We start from the raw sequence: 16,802 nt of genomic DNA, 5'->3' as shown, positions 1-16,802 counted from the left end.
CGAATGTTTAAAAGTATCGCTGATTTTAAATTAACAAAGGTCATCAACAAGATGGACTGGCAGTTGCTGTTGTTCCTGGTGCTCTTTTTAAATGTAAAAATCGCTGTAAAGATTGTCGCTGTCATTATAATTTATCTGCTCCGTTTCAATTTCAAATTTGGATTAAGCTTTAAAAATTCAAGACTGCCGCTTTTTTACTTGCTCATCGTGTTTATTTCCCTTATAAACCTATTCATAATGAAAGGATACAACAACCCAGGGTATCTGCTTGTATTTTTTATGGGGATAGGGTTTTGGTTTATGTGCCTGCTGGCCATACACCAGGTTAAACTTTCGGTAGAAAACAACGAAACAGAAACGATCCATAATACAGTTCTTGCTTTTTTCATAGTAAATGCAGCCGTTTCTTTTTTAAACATTGGGGCTATTATATTGGAGACGCACAGCCTTAACCCCTACCGCTATCAGGGCGAATTTCAAAAGTATTTTATCGGCACCGGCGATTTTATAAAAGGGCTAACATTCGATACATCATTAACCAACGCAGCATTAAATGCAATGGGTGTGATTTATTTCATGACCCGCAAAAATGCGGCAATGGTACTGGTATGTATGACTGTACTGCTTCTTACTGGAAGCAACTTTCTCAACCTGGCAGTGGTTTTTATACTCGTGCTGTTATTTATTTTCAAAAGTAGCAAAAATCAAAAAAGCCTGATCGTTGTCTGCCTGGTATTGCTGGCTACCTTTATGGGAAAGGTTTCACCACAAAATAATGTATACGTTACGCGGACGTTAGCTAACCTTGCTGATTCCGCCAGCAAAGACCCAACCAAAACGACTTCTGCAGCAATTTGTACTAATGTTCCAACACTCGAGGAGACAAGACGCAAAATAGCCGCACACTATCTCGACAGCGTTAGAAAACTACCAGGTGTAATAAAAACAAAACCGAACCCTGCGCTAGCACACTTACCGCAAACCGGAATGGGGAGGGTGTTTATCGATACCCCCAACATCAACGCATTTTATTATCAGTCGCGAGTTGACGCAGACACAAGTCAGAAAGTATTGTTGAAATTTATTGATCAACACAGGGCAAGTCTCTCATTATCTACTCAAAAAACTTTCGTATCAGGCCTTCCGGGAAAAGTAATGAGCATGCTTCAAACCTTTAATTTTTTGAAGCTGAACCCCGCAAAGTTAGTTACAGGTGATGGGATGGGTAATTTTTCGTCGAAACTAGCCTACAGGGCGACAAGCATGGGGTTTGCGGGGAGCTTCTCTCCAAAATACGCTTATATCAATAATAATTTCCTGACAAATCACCTGGATCTATATCTCAATTTTTTCAGTCGGACCTTGGGTTTACATTCTTTGATTAACAGCCCCTATTCTGTATATGACCAGGTATTGGCCGAATATGGCTTACTGGGGCTTTTGGCATTCACTGTCTACTATTTAGGCTTTTTCGCCAAACATACCAAAACACTTACTTACGGCATCCCCGTACTGTTGCTGCTGACGATGATATTATTTACCGATTACTGGTTTGAGCAATTATCGGTTATCGTGCTTTTTGAATTGCTGTTATTGCTCAATATAAAGGAAACTACTAACGCCCCAATCATATATGGATCCTAACAATCCCAAGGTGACTGTTTTAATGCCTGCTTATAACGCGGGGAAATATATCCGGGAAGCTATCACTTCAGTACTGGGCCAGTCGTTTGTTGATTTTGAACTTTTGATAGTTAACGATGGCTCAACCGATGATACCGAAAAAATCATCCGGTCGTTTCATGATTCACGTATTGTGATGATCAGGCAGGAAAACAAAGGTGTTTCGGCCGCTTTAAATTTAGGTTTAGCACATGCCCGGGCACCCTATATCGCCAGGTTTGATGCAGACGATATCTGCCTGCCAAACCGGTTAAAGGTACAGTATGAATTCATTACCACTTACCCTGAATATACCATTATCGGTTCGGCGGTGGAGTATATGGACGCCGACGGGCATTATATTTTCACTCATCACCCGGAGGGACACCTTAACGAGGAGATCCAGCAGTTAAAATACTCCATCTGCCCGTTTATTCATTCAAGCGTCTTTTATAAAAAGGAGGCGGTTGTAAATAAAGGCGGCTATAATGAGCACGCTTATACCTACGAAGATCATTTTTTATGGGTTAATATCTTGAAAAATGAAAAGGCGTGTAATTTATCCCAGGCCCTTATTAAAGTAAGACTAAATCCAGAATCCATCACCATTGATGAGAAATGGCGTACACGTAAGTTTCGCTCAATTAAATACACAACGTTAAGGAACAAAAATATAACCGAAGCCGAGGGGAATAAATTATACCAGATAGGGGGCAAACAATACTCGCCTAAAATAAAAGAAGGTGCTTACTATGCCTTATGTGGTAAAAAATTTCTGCTAAACAATTACCAGCCCGAAAAAGCCCGGCTAAACATGGCAAGGGCCATCAGCCTGCACCCTTTGCGACTGGATAATTACCTGATCTATACGGTGAGTTACTTGCCCGAAAGATTTATTGCATGGCTGCATAACCTAACCCAGGGCAAATTTTAACAAGAGAGAAAATGAAGATAGCTTTTATAACACGATCAACTTTATACACCGTTCCCGGGGGCGATACTGTGCAGGTGGTACAAACTGCAGGGCAGCTAACGGCCATGGGGATTGAAGTTGATATAATGTTATCAAAAGATACAATAGCCTATGAGCAATACGACCTGTTGCATTTTTTTAACATCATCCGCCCCGCAGATATTTTATACCATAGCAAAAAGGCCAACAAACCATTTGTTGTGTCAACCATATTGTGCAGCTACAGTGAGTTTGATAAAAATCATCGTAAGGGTATTGGCGTGTTGTTTACCCACCTGCCCGGCGACAGCGTTGAATACCTGAAAACTATAGCCCGTTGGGTATTGGGTAAGGATCACCTTTCCAGCTATGACTACTTATGGAGAGGACAACGCAAAAGCATTATTGAGATACTGCGGCGCGCTACTATGATATTGCCAAATTCCGAATCGGAATATAAACGGGTACAGGAAAACTACCCCTGCAAAATTGATCACCTGGTAGTGCCCAATGGCATTAATCCGGATAAATTTCCATTCGAACCGGAAATAAAAAAGGATGAAGGCCTGGTGATCTGTGTAGCAAGAATAGAGGGGCGTAAAAACCACATCAACCTTATAAAAGCGCTAAACAATACCAAATTCAACCTGGTGCTTATCGGCGCTGCCGCTCCTAACCAGGGCGATTATTATCGCGAGTGCCGCACTATCGCAGCTAACAACATTACGTTTCTTGACCGTATCCCTCAAATGCAATTGCTTGAATATTACCAACTTGCAAAGGTACACATATTGCCAAGTTGGTTTGAAACTACCGGATTGAGCTCGATAGAAGCCGCTGTTATGCATTGCAATATTGTAATTACGGACAAAGGCGATACACGGGAATATTTTGGTAATGATGCCTTTTATTGCAACCCGGCTGATCCGGCAAGCATCCTGGCGGCTGTTGAGCAAGCAAGCGCAGCACAATTTGATGAAGGTTTACGTGATAGAATATTAAAAAAATACACCTGGAAACAGGCCGCTATACAAACATTAAAAGCATATCAATTAGCAGCTACAGCATGAAACTAAGAATTGCAATATTGGGCACAAGAGGGGTTCCAAATTATTACGGGGGTTTTGAGCATATCTCGGAGTATGTTTCAGAAGGATTGGTAAAACGAGGTCATTCAGTCACCGTTTACAATTCCCATAATCATCCTTACAAGGAAGATAACTGGAACGGTGTAGAAATAAGGCATTGTTATGACCCTGAATATTTGGTGGGAACCGGGGGCCAATTTATTTATGATTTAAACTGCCTGCTTGACGCACGTAAACAAAAGTTTGATGCCGTTTTATTAATGGGTTATACCAGCAGCTCTATCTGGGGTAAACTATATCCCGCAAAAAGCACCATTATCACCAATATGGACGGATTGGAATGGAAGAGATCAAAATACTCGCCATCGGTACAAAAGTTTTTGAAGTATGCGGAAAAACTTGCGGTAAAATATAGCCATTATTACATTTCCGACTCACTCGTTATCAAATCATATCTCGGTGAAAAATATAATATCAACAGTAAATATATTCCCTACGGTGCGGATTTATTTTCCGAAGAGGAACGAGAACAGGTAGATAATACACTGGCGCTTAAGGAAGACTATTTTTTACTTATGGCACGCATGGAGCCTGAAAATAATATCGAAACAATATTAGAGGGTTTTAACAACAGCAGTTCGCACCGTAATTTCAAGGTGCTGGGCGATACCAGCAACAGATTCGGAAAATATATCACTCAAAAATTTAAAAATGATGAACGGATCGAGTTTAAAGGGTCAATTTTTGACACTACTAAAGTACGTGCGCTGCAAAATAATTCCTACCTGTATTTTCACGGGCATAGCGTAGGTGGCACTAATCCATCTCTGCTGGAGGCTATGGCCAGCGAGGCTTTGATTGCTGCTCATAATAACCCGTTCAATAAATCGGTGCTTAATTCAGATGCCTTTTATTTTTCAAATGCTAAAGAGGTGCGAAACCTTGTGGAAACCGTTCAACGAAAGGAACTTGAGCAAACCATGGTGAGCAATAATCTTCACAAAATTAAATACCAGTTTAACTGGGAAAAGATAATTGACCAATATGAGCAGTTTATAATTGAATGCCATAACAACTCAAATTATGAGCGGGTTATTTAAAATAAACGATACCATACCCAATAAAATAAGTTATTACCACATCATGTTGTTAATGGCAACGCTGCCGTTCGACATGTTTTATAGCCACGTTATTTTAATAAGTTATAGTCTGCATACTATTATTAACCTAAGAAGTGAACGCTTCAAATCGTTATTTAAATGGAGAATATTGATACTGCAATCAGCATTTTTCATCTCTTTACTAACCGTAATTTATGCTACAAATACATCGCAGGGCTTTAATGAAGTAGGGAAACGTTCAGTGATTTTCCTTTTCCCGGTTTTATTTTTCTTAAATCCCTTGGATTTAAAGAAGTACAGATCACAGCTCTTTTTATCGTTCTCCATGATTTGCTGTGTCACCATCGTTTATTTATATCTTGATGCGTTGATAACTGTCAGGCACTATGGATTGCCATTATCGATTTTATTTTCCAGCGCTTTTACCAATCATAACTTTTCAGAGCCGATAAACATGCATGCCACATTTTTTTCCATGCAGCTGGCATTGTGTTTAATCTATTTGATCTCGCTTTTTTTAAAAGAACAGGTGCTTAAAGTAAAGTTATTTTATGTCGCCTGTATCGGAACCCTCATTATCGGCTTAATTCAACTCAGCTCAAAATCGGTTTGTATTCCCTTAGCGGCTATTGTGACTTTTGTGGTTCCTTATTTTTTGCTCACCGGAATTGCGCGACGCAGGTTTATTTATATCGCAGCATCACTTTGTATATTAATGGCCGCGGGCGTTTTGTCGTCGGGCACATTAAGGGACAGGTATATCACCCAGCTAACAGAAGACCTATCCACTACCAACAGGCCTCATCTCGAGGACTCACGATTGTCCAGGTGGCATGTTACTGTCGACCTGATTGCAAAAAAGCCTATTCTGGGATACGGTGCAGGTTCGGAAATGCCGCTTTTACACGATAATTTCTTTAAAAACAAACTATACAGCTCTTTTATTAACAATCTGAATGCGCATAATCAATATTTGAGTTTTTTGCTAAAATCAGGAATCATGGGCCTCCTGTTGTATACCGGAACCCTGGCATTTGGAATAAGAATATCTTATCAAAAACGCGATCTGCTTTTTTTTTCTTTCATGATAATCGTTGTGGCAGTTTCATTTTCCGAAAACTTTCTTGATGTGGATAAAGGGATCATTTACTATGCTTTTTTCTTCCCGTTCTTCCTTTTTTCGGGAGAACAGAAAACAACAAGGCAAAAGACAAAAAAGCAGCATAATTATTTAGCAGCACTGGCAACCAAAGAGTTGGTTACCCCGTCATAATTATAAAGGATATCTTTTAATAATAAACAGGTAATGCAACATATATCATATCCACTAATCAATAAGAGCTTGTCGCCAATTAAAGAAAACATATTAGAAACCCTGGCTTATTTCGACTTATTCGATTACCCTTTAACCCGGGCGGAAATCTACCTGTTCCTTAAAAACAAGCATTGCTTCGAGGCATTTAATGACGCATTGCAATTACTATTAAATAACGGTACTATTCACCTGTTTGATAATTTCTATACATTAAAAAACGATCATTATCTCGCGGTACGCCGTACAGAAGGCAATAAAAAAGCTGCTGAGCTTATTAAGATAGCCGCGAGAGTGGGGAGCCTGTTGATTCATTTCCCCTATGTGCGCGGAATAGCTATATCCGGCTCATTATCAAAAAACTATGCCGATGATGAATCGGACATCGATCTGTTTATCATTACCACTAAAAATAAGCTTTGGATTGCGCGCACTATAATGCACTGCTTTAAAAAATTAACCTTCCTGGTTAATAAAGAGCACCTGTTTTGCATGAATTACTATATTGATGAGCAACAAATGGAGATCGCGGAGAAAAATCTGTATACAGCAATTGAAATAGCGACATTGATTCCCCTACAAGGCGATACAGTATTCGAAAAATTCTATACAGCAAACTCATGGACAAGGGAATTTCTTCCTAACAAAAACATGCGGATCGCTTCTGCAAAATCGGTTAAAACCGGCTTTTTAAAGAATATGACCGAAGTGTTATTTAACAATACGGCAGGTGACAAACTCGACAATATGCTGATGAAAATAACCAGTAGCCGCTGGAACAAAAAAACGGAGCAAAAAAAGCTCAATAATCACGGAATAATTATGGGAATGGATACCGGCAAACACTTCGCCAAGCCTGACCCGAGAAACTTTCAGAAGAAATTGCTGGTAAGGCATGAAAACCGTATAGCCTGTGTTTTACGCAGTTACGAGGAAAGCCTGGCACATTAAGGGGCTATTTCCTTTTTAAGGAGATGATGTAATAGTCGCCGATGAATTTCCATGGACAGGATGATTTAAGCTTATCCTCGTTATCTACCAGGAATTTATATAACGCCGGATGCTTTTCAGCGAACCCCTCAATGTATGATGGCGGAACTATCGCACATAACCCCTCCACTCCCATCAAATCAAACTGATCTTTTAGCCGTTTAATTATGAATGATGGTTGATAATACCAGCATTTAAAATAAACACCTTCAATATGAGCCTTTACGCCATTGCCGCTAAAAAACCTCCTGAAGGCAGTGCGAAATTTTCCTTTGAAAAGCATTAACGTCTCCCACAGGCAAAATTTTGGCAATACAACCAACGTAACGGTTCCGCCTGGCTTCAACAAGCTATCAAATGAACCCAGTACTTTGTCCAGTTCGTTGGTACAATTAAGACCAGCAAAGTTGGAAAAGATGTGATCAAATGGACCATTATTGCGCAACTGATCCAGCATAGTATAAGAACAGATCTCAGTAGTTACGTTTTCATTTAATCCGGCTGATGCTACTTTTCGTTTTAACTCGGCCTGCATCCCAACAGATATATCGGTTGCATGTACCTTAAACCCTTTTTGAGCAAAGAACAGGGCATCCTCGCCTGTTCCGCTGTTCAGTTCTAATATTGAGCTGCCAGGCTTTAAAAATTGTAAAATATGGTCGCGTACCCGCTTTCTTTTATAATTGATGATGGTATTACCAGAGTACAATTCATCAAAAATGACGGATTGTGTAGAAAAGGCTGATTCAGCTTGTTGCTCATTAATGTTTGCCACTATCGGTTCCATTACGCTTCCTCCAGCTTTCGCAATTTCATACCTTCTATCATTGTTGCCGGTGCGTGGTACAAAACAGATGCCGCTTTCCTGATGCTCTTGAAATTGGCACTCAGCGGATTGCTTATCAGCTTTACCAGGCTATTTTTCGCAAGGTGTTTATGATAGTTTTGATGAACGTATTTATGCAATTGTTTGTAATACGATGGCGGGAATGTATTGCTGAACATCAACGCCATCTCGTCGGAGTCGGTCCAGTTTGTTTTTTTCTTCAGATCAGCTTTAACCCGATCATAGAAAACCGTACCGGGAAGTGGATATGATACTGAGATCCCAATTTCAAAAGGCAATAGCTCGTTGATCATGTTGATAGTAAGCTGAATATCGTCTTTTAATTCACCCGGGTAACCAAACTGGATAAAAAACGATGGTTTTATACCATGCTTCTTCATTAATTGCGTTGCCTCACGGATCTGTGCAATACTGATCCCCTTATCCATAGCATCCAGGATCTGTTGGGAACCGCTCTCCGCACCTATCCAGACATTTTCGCAGCCTGATGCCGCAAGCGCCTCAACAGTATCCTCGTCAGAAAGCAAGTCAGCCCGAGACTGGATCTTAAACCTGATCTCAATATTTTCCTTTAGCAACAGTTGCGAAAACTCTTTTACCCAACCCGGCTTCAATCCAAAAATATCGTCGCAAAACCAAATATGATCCATTTGATAAAGCTCCTTTAGCAGCTTAATTTCGGTCACCACGTTTTCAGGACTGCGTGAATTGTAACGGTTACCGTAAATGGGCTTCGCACACCAGTTGCATTTAAACGGGCAACCACGCGTGGTGCCCATATTGATGGAAAAATAACCGGCATGTTTAAGCCATGTTTGGCGGTATTGATCAATGTCAACCAAATCCCAGGCCGGTAACGGCAAACTATCAAGGTCCTTTAACACCGACCGGCCTAAAGTTTTAACTAATTTACCATCTTTAAGATAGGTCAGGCCTTTTATAGAATCGAAATCAGAAAGTCCATTTTCAATATGATTGGTAAGCTCTAACAATGTCTGTTCGGCCTCCCCTATTATTACAAAATCTGCGCCTTCATTTAAATATTGTTCGTAGCGGTCGGTTGAATCTGAACTCGAAACAATTACTGTGCAGCCCTCGGCCTTCGCCATCTTGAACATGCTAAAGGCAGCCTCGCGCATATTGGTAAGGCACATTTTGGTGAGGTAGTTAAACCCGTCATCATACACCACAAAAAAATCAGGCTTGCTTTGTGCCAGCGCCGGTTTCAATTCCTCCGGATCGCTCACAAACATGGTATCAAAAAGCGATACAGCATAATTATTCTCCCGCATTAAAGCGGCAGCATATATAGTGCCCAATGGTGCATAAGGCTGCCCGATCTGCCACTGCTTAGGGTCAAAACGCAAAAAGTAGGAATGTGAAAATAGGATACTCTTCATACTGTATTATCTATGCAAGGCTCATGCGCGGTGGTAAATTTAGTGAACATACACACTTCATACAGGTGGAATTTGTTGCCACGTCAAGTGTTTTCCTAAAACTGATAACTTCCTTGCTGTTTAAAATTTCCGCCAGCGACTGGTCACGAATATTACCGATCACATCATAAAAAAAACAGGGGCGAACATTGCCATCTGCTTCAATAACTGTCGACACCCACGGCGCATTACATTTTTTAAACGGAAATGGATTCAATCCGTAAAATGCCGCATAATATTGATAAATGTCCCGGATCTTTTCCTTTGATTCTGCGATAAAATGGGTTTTAAAATTTGATTCATTAGCTGTTATCCGTGTAACTACCTCCAGAAGTTCCGGCAACTCCTTTTCTGAAATCAGGATCTCGTGTTGTTTTGGTTCCTCCCATGCCATTTGCCGGTTAAAAGCATGGCTGCTTACATCTGCAGGCAAAAAGCTCACCTGGTTAATCCCCATCGCACGCGATTCACTAATAATGGCTTCCCAGTTCCTGAAGTTCAACCGGTGGATCACGGTACGGGCTGTAATTCTATAGTCAGGGTTGATGGATTTAATATGTTGTACACCCTCCTTTAATTTATTAAACGCGCCCGGAATATTTCGGATCGCATCGTGCAAAAACTCGTCACCGTCTAATGAAACAATGAGGTCATCAACCCACTCCAGGATCTGGCTAGCGTTTTTCTTAATGGTGAGACCGGTGGTAAGCAGCGTAACTTTAATTTTTTGTCTTTTAAGGATCTCACAAAGCTTAAAAAAATTGGCATTGAGTAAAGCCTCTCCACCAGACATCAACACCTGCTGTGTTCCGAAGCTATTTAGAGAGTCAAGCAACCCGGTTATATCCTGCTCGCTAAGCTGCTTCAGGTTTTTGTTATCCTTCCAGATATCACACATCACACAACGACAATTACAGGCGCTATGCGGCATTAATATCACAATAGGCAAAGCCGATATAACACTTGTTTTTAAAGTGCGGTATCTCTTATAGGTGCTATATAATGATTGGCCGGTCATCCTGTTTAATGTTTTACAATTAGCCAATAAAAAGGATCCTTCTTCGTGAGCTTGTTCAGCAGGCCATGTGGATTGAACTGCACTTTGTAATTAAAACTCCGGAGATCGTTTAATGTATGATGGAAATAATACGCAGTCATTTCGGGATAGCCCATCGTTGTATAATAATCTTCCGTACGCCTGGCCGCTCCGGTAACATCTTCGGTCCGGTAAAAATTTGTGTCGATGATATGGATCTCGCCATCATCTGTCAAACACAAAAGCGCATCTTGCAGAATTCTCTTTAATGACGAAAAATACTGTATAGATGCAGCAAATAATACAACATCGAATTTTTCGGCAAACATCGCAGGTGCAAAATCGGCCCGGATAAATTGAAGGTTGTTTTTTTTCAAAACCCGGTTTGCCTGCATTATTTCAGGTTCATTTATGTCAAGCCCGGTTACTGTTGAGTCTTTTATTGTTGACAGTTTTGATGATAGCCAACCGTTTCCGCAGCCAATCTCCAAAATATTAAGTGGCTTGTTCTTCGCCGTCAGATACCTTATTAGGCGTTCAGATGATCGTTTTCTCATCTGCCATTCTTTGAAATGGACATGAGCCGGGTCAATATTGGGCAAAAACATCAGTTCATCGTCGGTCATCACCCTTTTCTCTTCCTGCCGCAGATCAATATATAAATCACCAAAGAACTGGTTTGTTCTGCGCTCCTCCATAACTTCCGTATTATATGCAATTGTGTTCGCCATACATCAATTAAAATCCCTGGATCTCCGGCTGGCGGTATCTCCAAACTTTTTGCAGCAACTTTATTTCGTAAGGATACTTGTACATGTTTACTTTATAACGTAAGCCCGCAACCATCTTTATTGCGTGTCTTTTTAAAGCACTTAACCGAATATCGGTAACCGTTGGATAAACACCGTTCAGTACGGTTTCAAAGTTCCTGATCTTATCTATCATTTCCGGGGTGAGCCACGGCGTAAGCGGATTCTTCCTTAAATCGAAGCTTTCCCAGGCAGGGCTTATCCAGTCCTCCAATGTTTGAGGAAACCTGAAACCACTGGCCAATACCTGTTTGTACATTTCAGAACCCTCAGTGGGTACCGGGCTGTAAGTATAGATAATGATCTCCGTTCTTGGATTTACCTGTTTAACCTTTTTGATAAAATCTATCTCGAAGTCTATTTGGGCCTGTACTTTCTCTTGTGTCGGTGCCGGGGTACCCAATACAAATGAGTATTCAGGGATGATGTCGAATTTTTTAAGCCGCTCGGCAAACTCTATGATCTGGTTACCTGTTTGGGTTCCGCCCTTGTCCATTTGGGCCAATACTTCATTGTTGCCGCTTTCAGCACCAAAGAATATGATCTTGCAGCCTGCTCTGCGAATAGCTTCCAGTGATGAATCCTTGAATTTGCTCATGGTGTCTATCCGCGCCATTCCCCACCAGGTCATGTTTTCAGGCTCTATCAGCCTTGAAAATTCCACCGCACGTTTTTCTGATACAAAAAAATTATTATCGTGAAATTCTATCGCATCAGCTCCCCACTTATCCTTTATATACTTAACATCTTTATAAACCGTTTGAGCTGATTTAGCCTTCCAGCGTGCCTCGTAAATAGGAACTACCGCGCAAAATGAGCAGGTAAAAGGGCAACCGATACTGGAGTGATATGACAATGTTTTCTCGCCCAGGTAAGTTTTTCCTAAAAATTTAGTAATGGGGTAAAAAGTATTGAGTTTATCGTACGGCAGCGGCGGCAATGTGTCCTGGTCTATCAGGTCCTCTTTTGCCGTTTTAAATATTTTGCCGTCGGTATTCTGGTAGATCAGGTTTTTGATAAACTCAAAAGGCTGACCAGCCTCCAAAGCATCTATTAATAATGGAAAGGCATGATCGCCGGGGCCGTTGATGATAAAATCAACATACCGGGAGTACAATACCGACTCTGGCTGATTTGACGGAAAGTAGCCCCCCCAGATCATTTTGGTATGCGGATATTTTTCTTTTACAATTTTTGCTGCTATAATGGCCTGTTTTAATTGCGGGCCGGGCATAACTGTAAAACCCAGGTATTTATATTCGCCGGTGTCTAAATATGATTCAATTTTTTTTATAGGATCAGCTTCGCAGTTACCGTCAATAATTGCCCAATCATACTTGCCCTCAACAGAGGCCGCAATATTTAAAATAGAATTAGGAATCCGGTATTTATTGACAGCGCTTCGGGGATTAAACAATAGTATTTTATTCATTTTGTATTTCGTAAATATTGGGACAAAAGGAGTTCTCCGTAAATACCGGCAGGTTTTAGCCAGCCGGTATTCCCTTATACGGAAAGGTCAATCACACAAAACCTATTTAACCCCAATTAAACAATTACTCTACAGTAATTACGCCAGCCCAAATACTTAGGTTGCCTGCTTTATTAAATAAATTACATAGGGCAACCATCATAAATAATTGCACGTATTTGGTATAAACCACTGTTGATTGGCTTAATTTTTAATACACCCTGTTTTGATAGACACGCTAAAAAAATTCATTCGTAAAAACATCGGCTCACCTGCTATAAAGGAGCGGAATGTTGTGGAGGCTTATGACATCTGGGCCGATAATTATGACGCACAGCCCGGCAACCTGATGCTCGACCTGGACGAGATTGTTTTTGCAGAATTACTGGATACTATCGACATAAACAATAAGGACGTTGCTGATATTGGCTGCGGCACCGGCAGGCACTGGCCTATGTTGCTACAGGGAGAACTAAGAAGCCTTGCCGGTTTTGATGTTTCACGGGGGATGCTTGATAAATTGAAGGGCAAATATCCGGAAGCAAATACGCACGTAATTACCGACAACGAATTTTCGGACGTTGCAGATAATACTTATGATGTGATAGTGTCGACACTTACTGTTGCTCATATCGAAAACATTGAAGAGGCGTTAACTGCCTGGAGCAGGATCACGAAGCCTGCAGGGGACATAATTATTACCGACTTCCACCCTAACGCTTTAGCATCAGGCGGACAGCGTACCTTCAAACACAACAGCGGACACATAGCAGTACGTAACTATGTACACTCAACAGAAAGCATTCGGAAGATCCTTTTGAAAAATGGCTTCAAAGTGGTAGTAGAAGCTGAACGATTGGTTGACGAGGCAGTGCGGCACTATTATGATGTGCAGGATGCCATGCATGTTTACGAAAAATTCAAGGGTTTCCCGATTATTTACGGGATCCATTTCAGGAGGGGATAATGATCCTGCAAAATGTACATATAGTTGGCGATGAGGCTGCTGTTAACATCCAGATGAGCGATGGAAAAATAGCGGAAATATCTGATACAGTTCTCACAGATGATAATTTAACACTTACTTTTAAAGATGCATTAATTTTCCCGGGGCTTATCAACTCACACGACCACCTCGATTTTAACCTATTCTCTCCACTTGGCAACAGAACCTACCGCAACTATACCGAGTGGGGAAACTACATCCATAAAGAATACAAAAACGAAATAGCTGGGGTTTTAAAGATCCCGATTGCTTTACGATCTGAATGGGGAGTATACAAGAACCTGATCTGCGGAGTTACTACGGTAGTTAATCATGGTGAAAGATCCCGGTTAGTTGATCCGTTGATAACAATATTTGAAGATAGCCACTGCCTGCATTCTGTTCATTTTGAAAAATACTGGAAGCTAAAGCTGAATAACCCTTTAAAAAAAGACATACCGGTAAATATCCATATTGGCGAGGGGGACGATTACCTTTCTTTTACTGAAATCAATAAATTAATTCAATATAACCTGCTAAAGCGAGGGCTTATCGGTATTCATGCAGTATCCATGTCGGCAGAACAGGCTGAAAAGTTTGAAGCCATCGTTTGGTGCCCTGAATCGAATTATTTTTTGTTGAATAAAACAGCAAGGGTTGATGAACTGGAAAAGCATACCAAAATATTATTCGGAACAGATTCAACATTAACCGGCAGTTGGGATATATGGGAGCATTTAAGATTAGCCAGAAAAACGGGGATGCTTACCGATGAGAAATTGTACAGGTCATTAAATCAAAATCCGGCAGACACCTGGGGACTGAATTCGGGCAGTATTACACTCGGGAAGAACGCTGATCTGGTAGTCGCCGGTCGCCGGCCCGGTAAAAGCAGCTACGATGCATTTTACAAGATAACACCCGAAGACATACAGTTAGTTGTTCACAAGGGTGAAATCAGGCTATTCGACGAATGCCTGTTGCCGCAACTACACGAAAATCAATCAGAGGGATATAGCAGAGTTTTCTTAAATGATACCTGCAAATATGTAAAAGGTGATCTGCCTGTATTGATAAGGAAAATCAGGGCATATCAACCTGACGTTTGTTTCCCGGTAACTTTAAATGAACCCGCGCAGCTATGAGCTTATCACAAAAAATACGCTTAAAAATTACACGGAAGATCAAATACGTTTTCCGTGATGTTAGGCATGGCTTGGGGTTTTATAAGAATTTCTATCAATCGGCGCGTGGAAGCAGGATCTTGGTTTATCATGGCGTTTGCGAGCATGATCATTTAAAGTTTAATACTCTTTTCATCACCAAAAAAACCTTTGAATCGCATCTGAAATTTTACAAGGAACGCTTTAACGTAGTGTCACTTGACGATTATTATCAGCAGAAATTTAGCGACGACAAGTTTAACATCTGCCTTACTTTTGACGACGGATTTGCTAATAACCACAAGTATGTGCTTCCGCTTTTGGAACAATACCAGGTCCCGGCCACCTTTTTCGTCACTGCCATACAGGCAGCTGGCTATGATATTTTATGGAATGATTTTTTAGGAATAATCAGCAAATACGGTCCTGCGAAAATCATCTTTAAAGGGGAATCGTATTTAAAGAATCGCCATAATAAATATGTTTCAACAATTAGCGGAGTAAAGCTGGCGGAGAAACTCAGGCTTTACGGCTTTGATGAGAAAGTGGAAATGATGAAAGAGTTTAGCCCCCTGTGCCCAATTAAAGACTATAAAAATGACGAGGATCACTGGCGACAAATGACAACCGCGCAAATAAAGGAACTTTCATCCTCTCCTTTTGCAATTATTGGCGCGCATGGTTATTATCATAATGACCTCGCAAAGATCGGAATAAATGATGCTGCTGAAGAGCTGATCCTTGCAAAACAATATCTTGAAAACATTACTGAGAAAAGTGTAAACAGCATAGCATTTCCTTATGGATCCTATAACGATCCTGTGATAGCCGCCGCAAAAAATGCCGGCTACAAACAATTGCTGTCAACAGACTTTTCTAATGAAGCGGATAAGGACAAAACCGAAATGCGGGAACGTTTAACCATAAACCCGTTTATATCGGTCAATAACCAAATGTATGCAACAGTAACCGGTAATTATGAGTAGAGAATCAGCCATCGGTCACTATAATATTCAACGGTTAAATAAGGAAAATTTACCCGATGTGGAAAAGCTTTTTACAGCAGTATATGACAAGCAGGCTGCTCCATGCTTTTTTGCTAAGAAGTATAATACAGCGTTTACCGGGGTTGAATACACAGGCTTTATTGCTTATAACGACGACCAGCCTGTTGCTTTTTACGCCGTTATTCCCTGCTTCTTATTAGTGAATAACGAACCTATTTTGGCTGCACAATCGGCGGATACAATGACCCACCCGGATCACCGGAACAAGGGCTTATTTATTGAGTTGGCGCTTACAACTTTTCTACTATGCCAGGAGCTAAACATCCGGGTACTTTTTGGCTTTCCTAATCAAAACTCATTGCCGGGTTTTGTTAAAAAGCTAGGATGGACAGTAACCGATACCATGGATTGCTTCATCATCCATACAGGCAGTTTCTCATGGAAGCGGGCTTTAAATAAGTTGCCTGTTTTGAAAAAATTTGCTTTCGATCATCAAAAAAATACCATAAAAAGGCGCATGGCTGAAGATCAAAGGCTTGAGAATTCGGTATTTAAAGATGGCTGTGATGGGGTATACCGCGATGATGCTTATTTTAAATACAAGACGTATAACGATACATTTTTAATTAAGGCCGCCGGTTCAATTTCATGGGTAAAGACAAGCGGCGCGCTTTTAGTTGGGGATATTAAGATACAGGCCGATGACTTTGATGATATGATATACGAGTTGAAAAAACTGGCAAATAAACTGGGATTGAGGCAGATCCATTTTCACGCAAGTCCGGGAACTACCCTGCACAGTTTGTTTGCCATGCGGTTTAATTCCATACCATCATTCCCGGTAATATTTAAACTTTTGGGTGAGGAATTACCGCTGGATAAAATTAAATTCACATCGGCAGACATAGATACTTTTTAAT

Annotated in this window: 15 protein-coding genes; 10 read left to right on the top strand and 5 right to left on the bottom strand. The window is 40.8% G+C overall.

Annotation, left to right across the window (positions count from 1 at the left end; all coding sequences use genetic code 11):
- Positions 1-3 precede the first annotated feature (3 nt).
- Genes KXD93_RS20240 through KXD93_RS20215 form a run of 6 tightly spaced genes read left to right on the top strand, consistent with a single transcriptional unit; the run spans position 4 to position 7,086 of the window.
- Positions 4-1,644: a hypothetical protein gene (locus tag KXD93_RS20240; protein WP_258139170.1), complete on the top strand. Its 1,641-nt coding sequence runs from the start codon at positions 4-6 to the stop codon at positions 1,642-1,644.
- Positions 1,634-2,596 carry a glycosyltransferase gene (locus KXD93_RS20235; RefSeq protein WP_258139169.1) on the top strand — a complete coding sequence of 321 codons (963 nt, stop codon included), beginning with the start codon at positions 1,634-1,636 and terminating at the stop codon, positions 2,594-2,596. Before KXD93_RS20240 ends, KXD93_RS20235 begins: the two co-directional genes overlap by 11 nt.
- A gap of 11 nt (positions 2,597-2,607) precedes the next feature.
- A complete protein-coding gene (locus KXD93_RS20230) occupies positions 2,608-3,684 on the top strand; it encodes a glycosyltransferase family 4 protein (protein WP_258139168.1) in 1,077 nt (358 codons plus the stop codon).
- Complete coding sequence (locus KXD93_RS20225) at positions 3,681-4,802, top strand: DUF1972 domain-containing protein (RefSeq protein WP_258139167.1); 1,122 nt, start codon at positions 3,681-3,683, stop codon at positions 4,800-4,802. The genes KXD93_RS20230 and KXD93_RS20225 overlap by 4 nt, the downstream gene beginning before the upstream one ends.
- Complete coding sequence (locus tag KXD93_RS20220; protein ID WP_258139166.1) at positions 4,786-6,096, top strand: O-antigen ligase family protein; 1,311 nt, start codon at positions 4,786-4,788, stop codon at positions 6,094-6,096. The genes KXD93_RS20225 and KXD93_RS20220 overlap by 17 nt, the downstream gene beginning before the upstream one ends.
- Positions 6,097-6,129: 33 nt before the next feature.
- Complete coding sequence (locus KXD93_RS20215; RefSeq protein WP_258139165.1) at positions 6,130-7,086, top strand: hypothetical protein; 957 nt, start codon at positions 6,130-6,132, stop codon at positions 7,084-7,086.
- 4 nt (positions 7,087-7,090) lie between these two features.
- On the opposite strand, the gene KXD93_RS20210 is transcribed toward KXD93_RS20215, so the two are convergent.
- From KXD93_RS20210 to KXD93_RS20190, 5 genes are read right to left on the bottom strand one after another with little or no spacing between them, the layout of a single operon-like run.
- Positions 7,091-7,912 carry a class I SAM-dependent methyltransferase gene (locus tag KXD93_RS20210; protein ID WP_258139164.1) on the bottom strand — a complete coding sequence of 274 codons (822 nt, stop codon included), beginning with the start codon at positions 7,910-7,912 and terminating at the stop codon, positions 7,091-7,093.
- Positions 7,912-9,372 (bottom strand): B12-binding domain-containing radical SAM protein, encoded by a 1,461-nt coding sequence (locus tag KXD93_RS20205; protein ID WP_258139163.1) that lies wholly within the window; start codon positions 9,370-9,372, stop codon positions 7,912-7,914. The genes KXD93_RS20210 and KXD93_RS20205 overlap by 1 nt, the downstream gene beginning before the upstream one ends.
- Positions 9,373-9,382: 10 nt before the next feature.
- Positions 9,383-10,429: a radical SAM protein gene (locus KXD93_RS20200; RefSeq protein ID WP_258139162.1), complete on the bottom strand. Its 1,047-nt coding sequence runs from the start codon at positions 10,427-10,429 to the stop codon at positions 9,383-9,385.
- A 5-nt stretch (positions 10,430-10,434) separates the two neighbouring features.
- Entirely contained in the window at positions 10,435-11,178 is a 744-nt protein-coding gene (locus KXD93_RS20195; RefSeq protein ID WP_258139161.1) for a class I SAM-dependent methyltransferase, read from the bottom strand.
- Positions 11,179-11,185: 7 nt separating this feature from the next.
- Positions 11,186-12,688, bottom strand: coding sequence for a B12-binding domain-containing radical SAM protein (locus KXD93_RS20190; protein ID WP_258139160.1), 1,503 nt, complete (start codon positions 12,686-12,688; stop codon positions 11,186-11,188).
- Between the two features lie 265 nt (positions 12,689-12,953).
- On the opposite strand from KXD93_RS20190, the gene KXD93_RS20185 reads away from it, so the two are divergent.
- The 4 genes from KXD93_RS20185 to KXD93_RS20170 are packed head-to-tail and all read left to right on the top strand — an operon-like array spanning position 12,954 to position 16,801.
- Positions 12,954-13,694, top strand: coding sequence for a class I SAM-dependent methyltransferase (locus KXD93_RS20185; RefSeq protein WP_258139159.1), 741 nt, complete (start codon positions 12,954-12,956; stop codon positions 13,692-13,694).
- Entirely contained in the window at positions 13,694-14,857 is a 1,164-nt protein-coding gene (locus KXD93_RS20180) for an amidohydrolase family protein (protein ID WP_258139158.1), read from the top strand. Before KXD93_RS20185 ends, KXD93_RS20180 begins: the two co-directional genes overlap by 1 nt.
- Positions 14,854-15,861, top strand: coding sequence for a polysaccharide deacetylase family protein (locus KXD93_RS20175; RefSeq protein WP_258139157.1), 1,008 nt, complete (start codon positions 14,854-14,856; stop codon positions 15,859-15,861). The genes KXD93_RS20180 and KXD93_RS20175 overlap by 4 nt, the downstream gene beginning before the upstream one ends.
- On the top strand, positions 15,854-16,801 hold the full coding sequence (locus KXD93_RS20170; protein ID WP_258139156.1) for a GNAT family N-acetyltransferase: 948 nt from the start codon (positions 15,854-15,856) through the stop codon (positions 16,799-16,801). The genes KXD93_RS20175 and KXD93_RS20170 overlap by 8 nt, the downstream gene beginning before the upstream one ends.
- Position 16,802 lies beyond the last annotated feature (1 nt).

The organism is Mucilaginibacter phenanthrenivorans (assembly GCF_024721155.1).
GTDB classification, from domain to species: Bacteria; Bacteroidota; Bacteroidia; order Sphingobacteriales; family Sphingobacteriaceae; genus Mucilaginibacter; species Mucilaginibacter phenanthrenivorans.
Note: the sequence above shows the minus strand (reverse complement) of the source record. Positions and strands in the feature narration are given on the sequence as shown.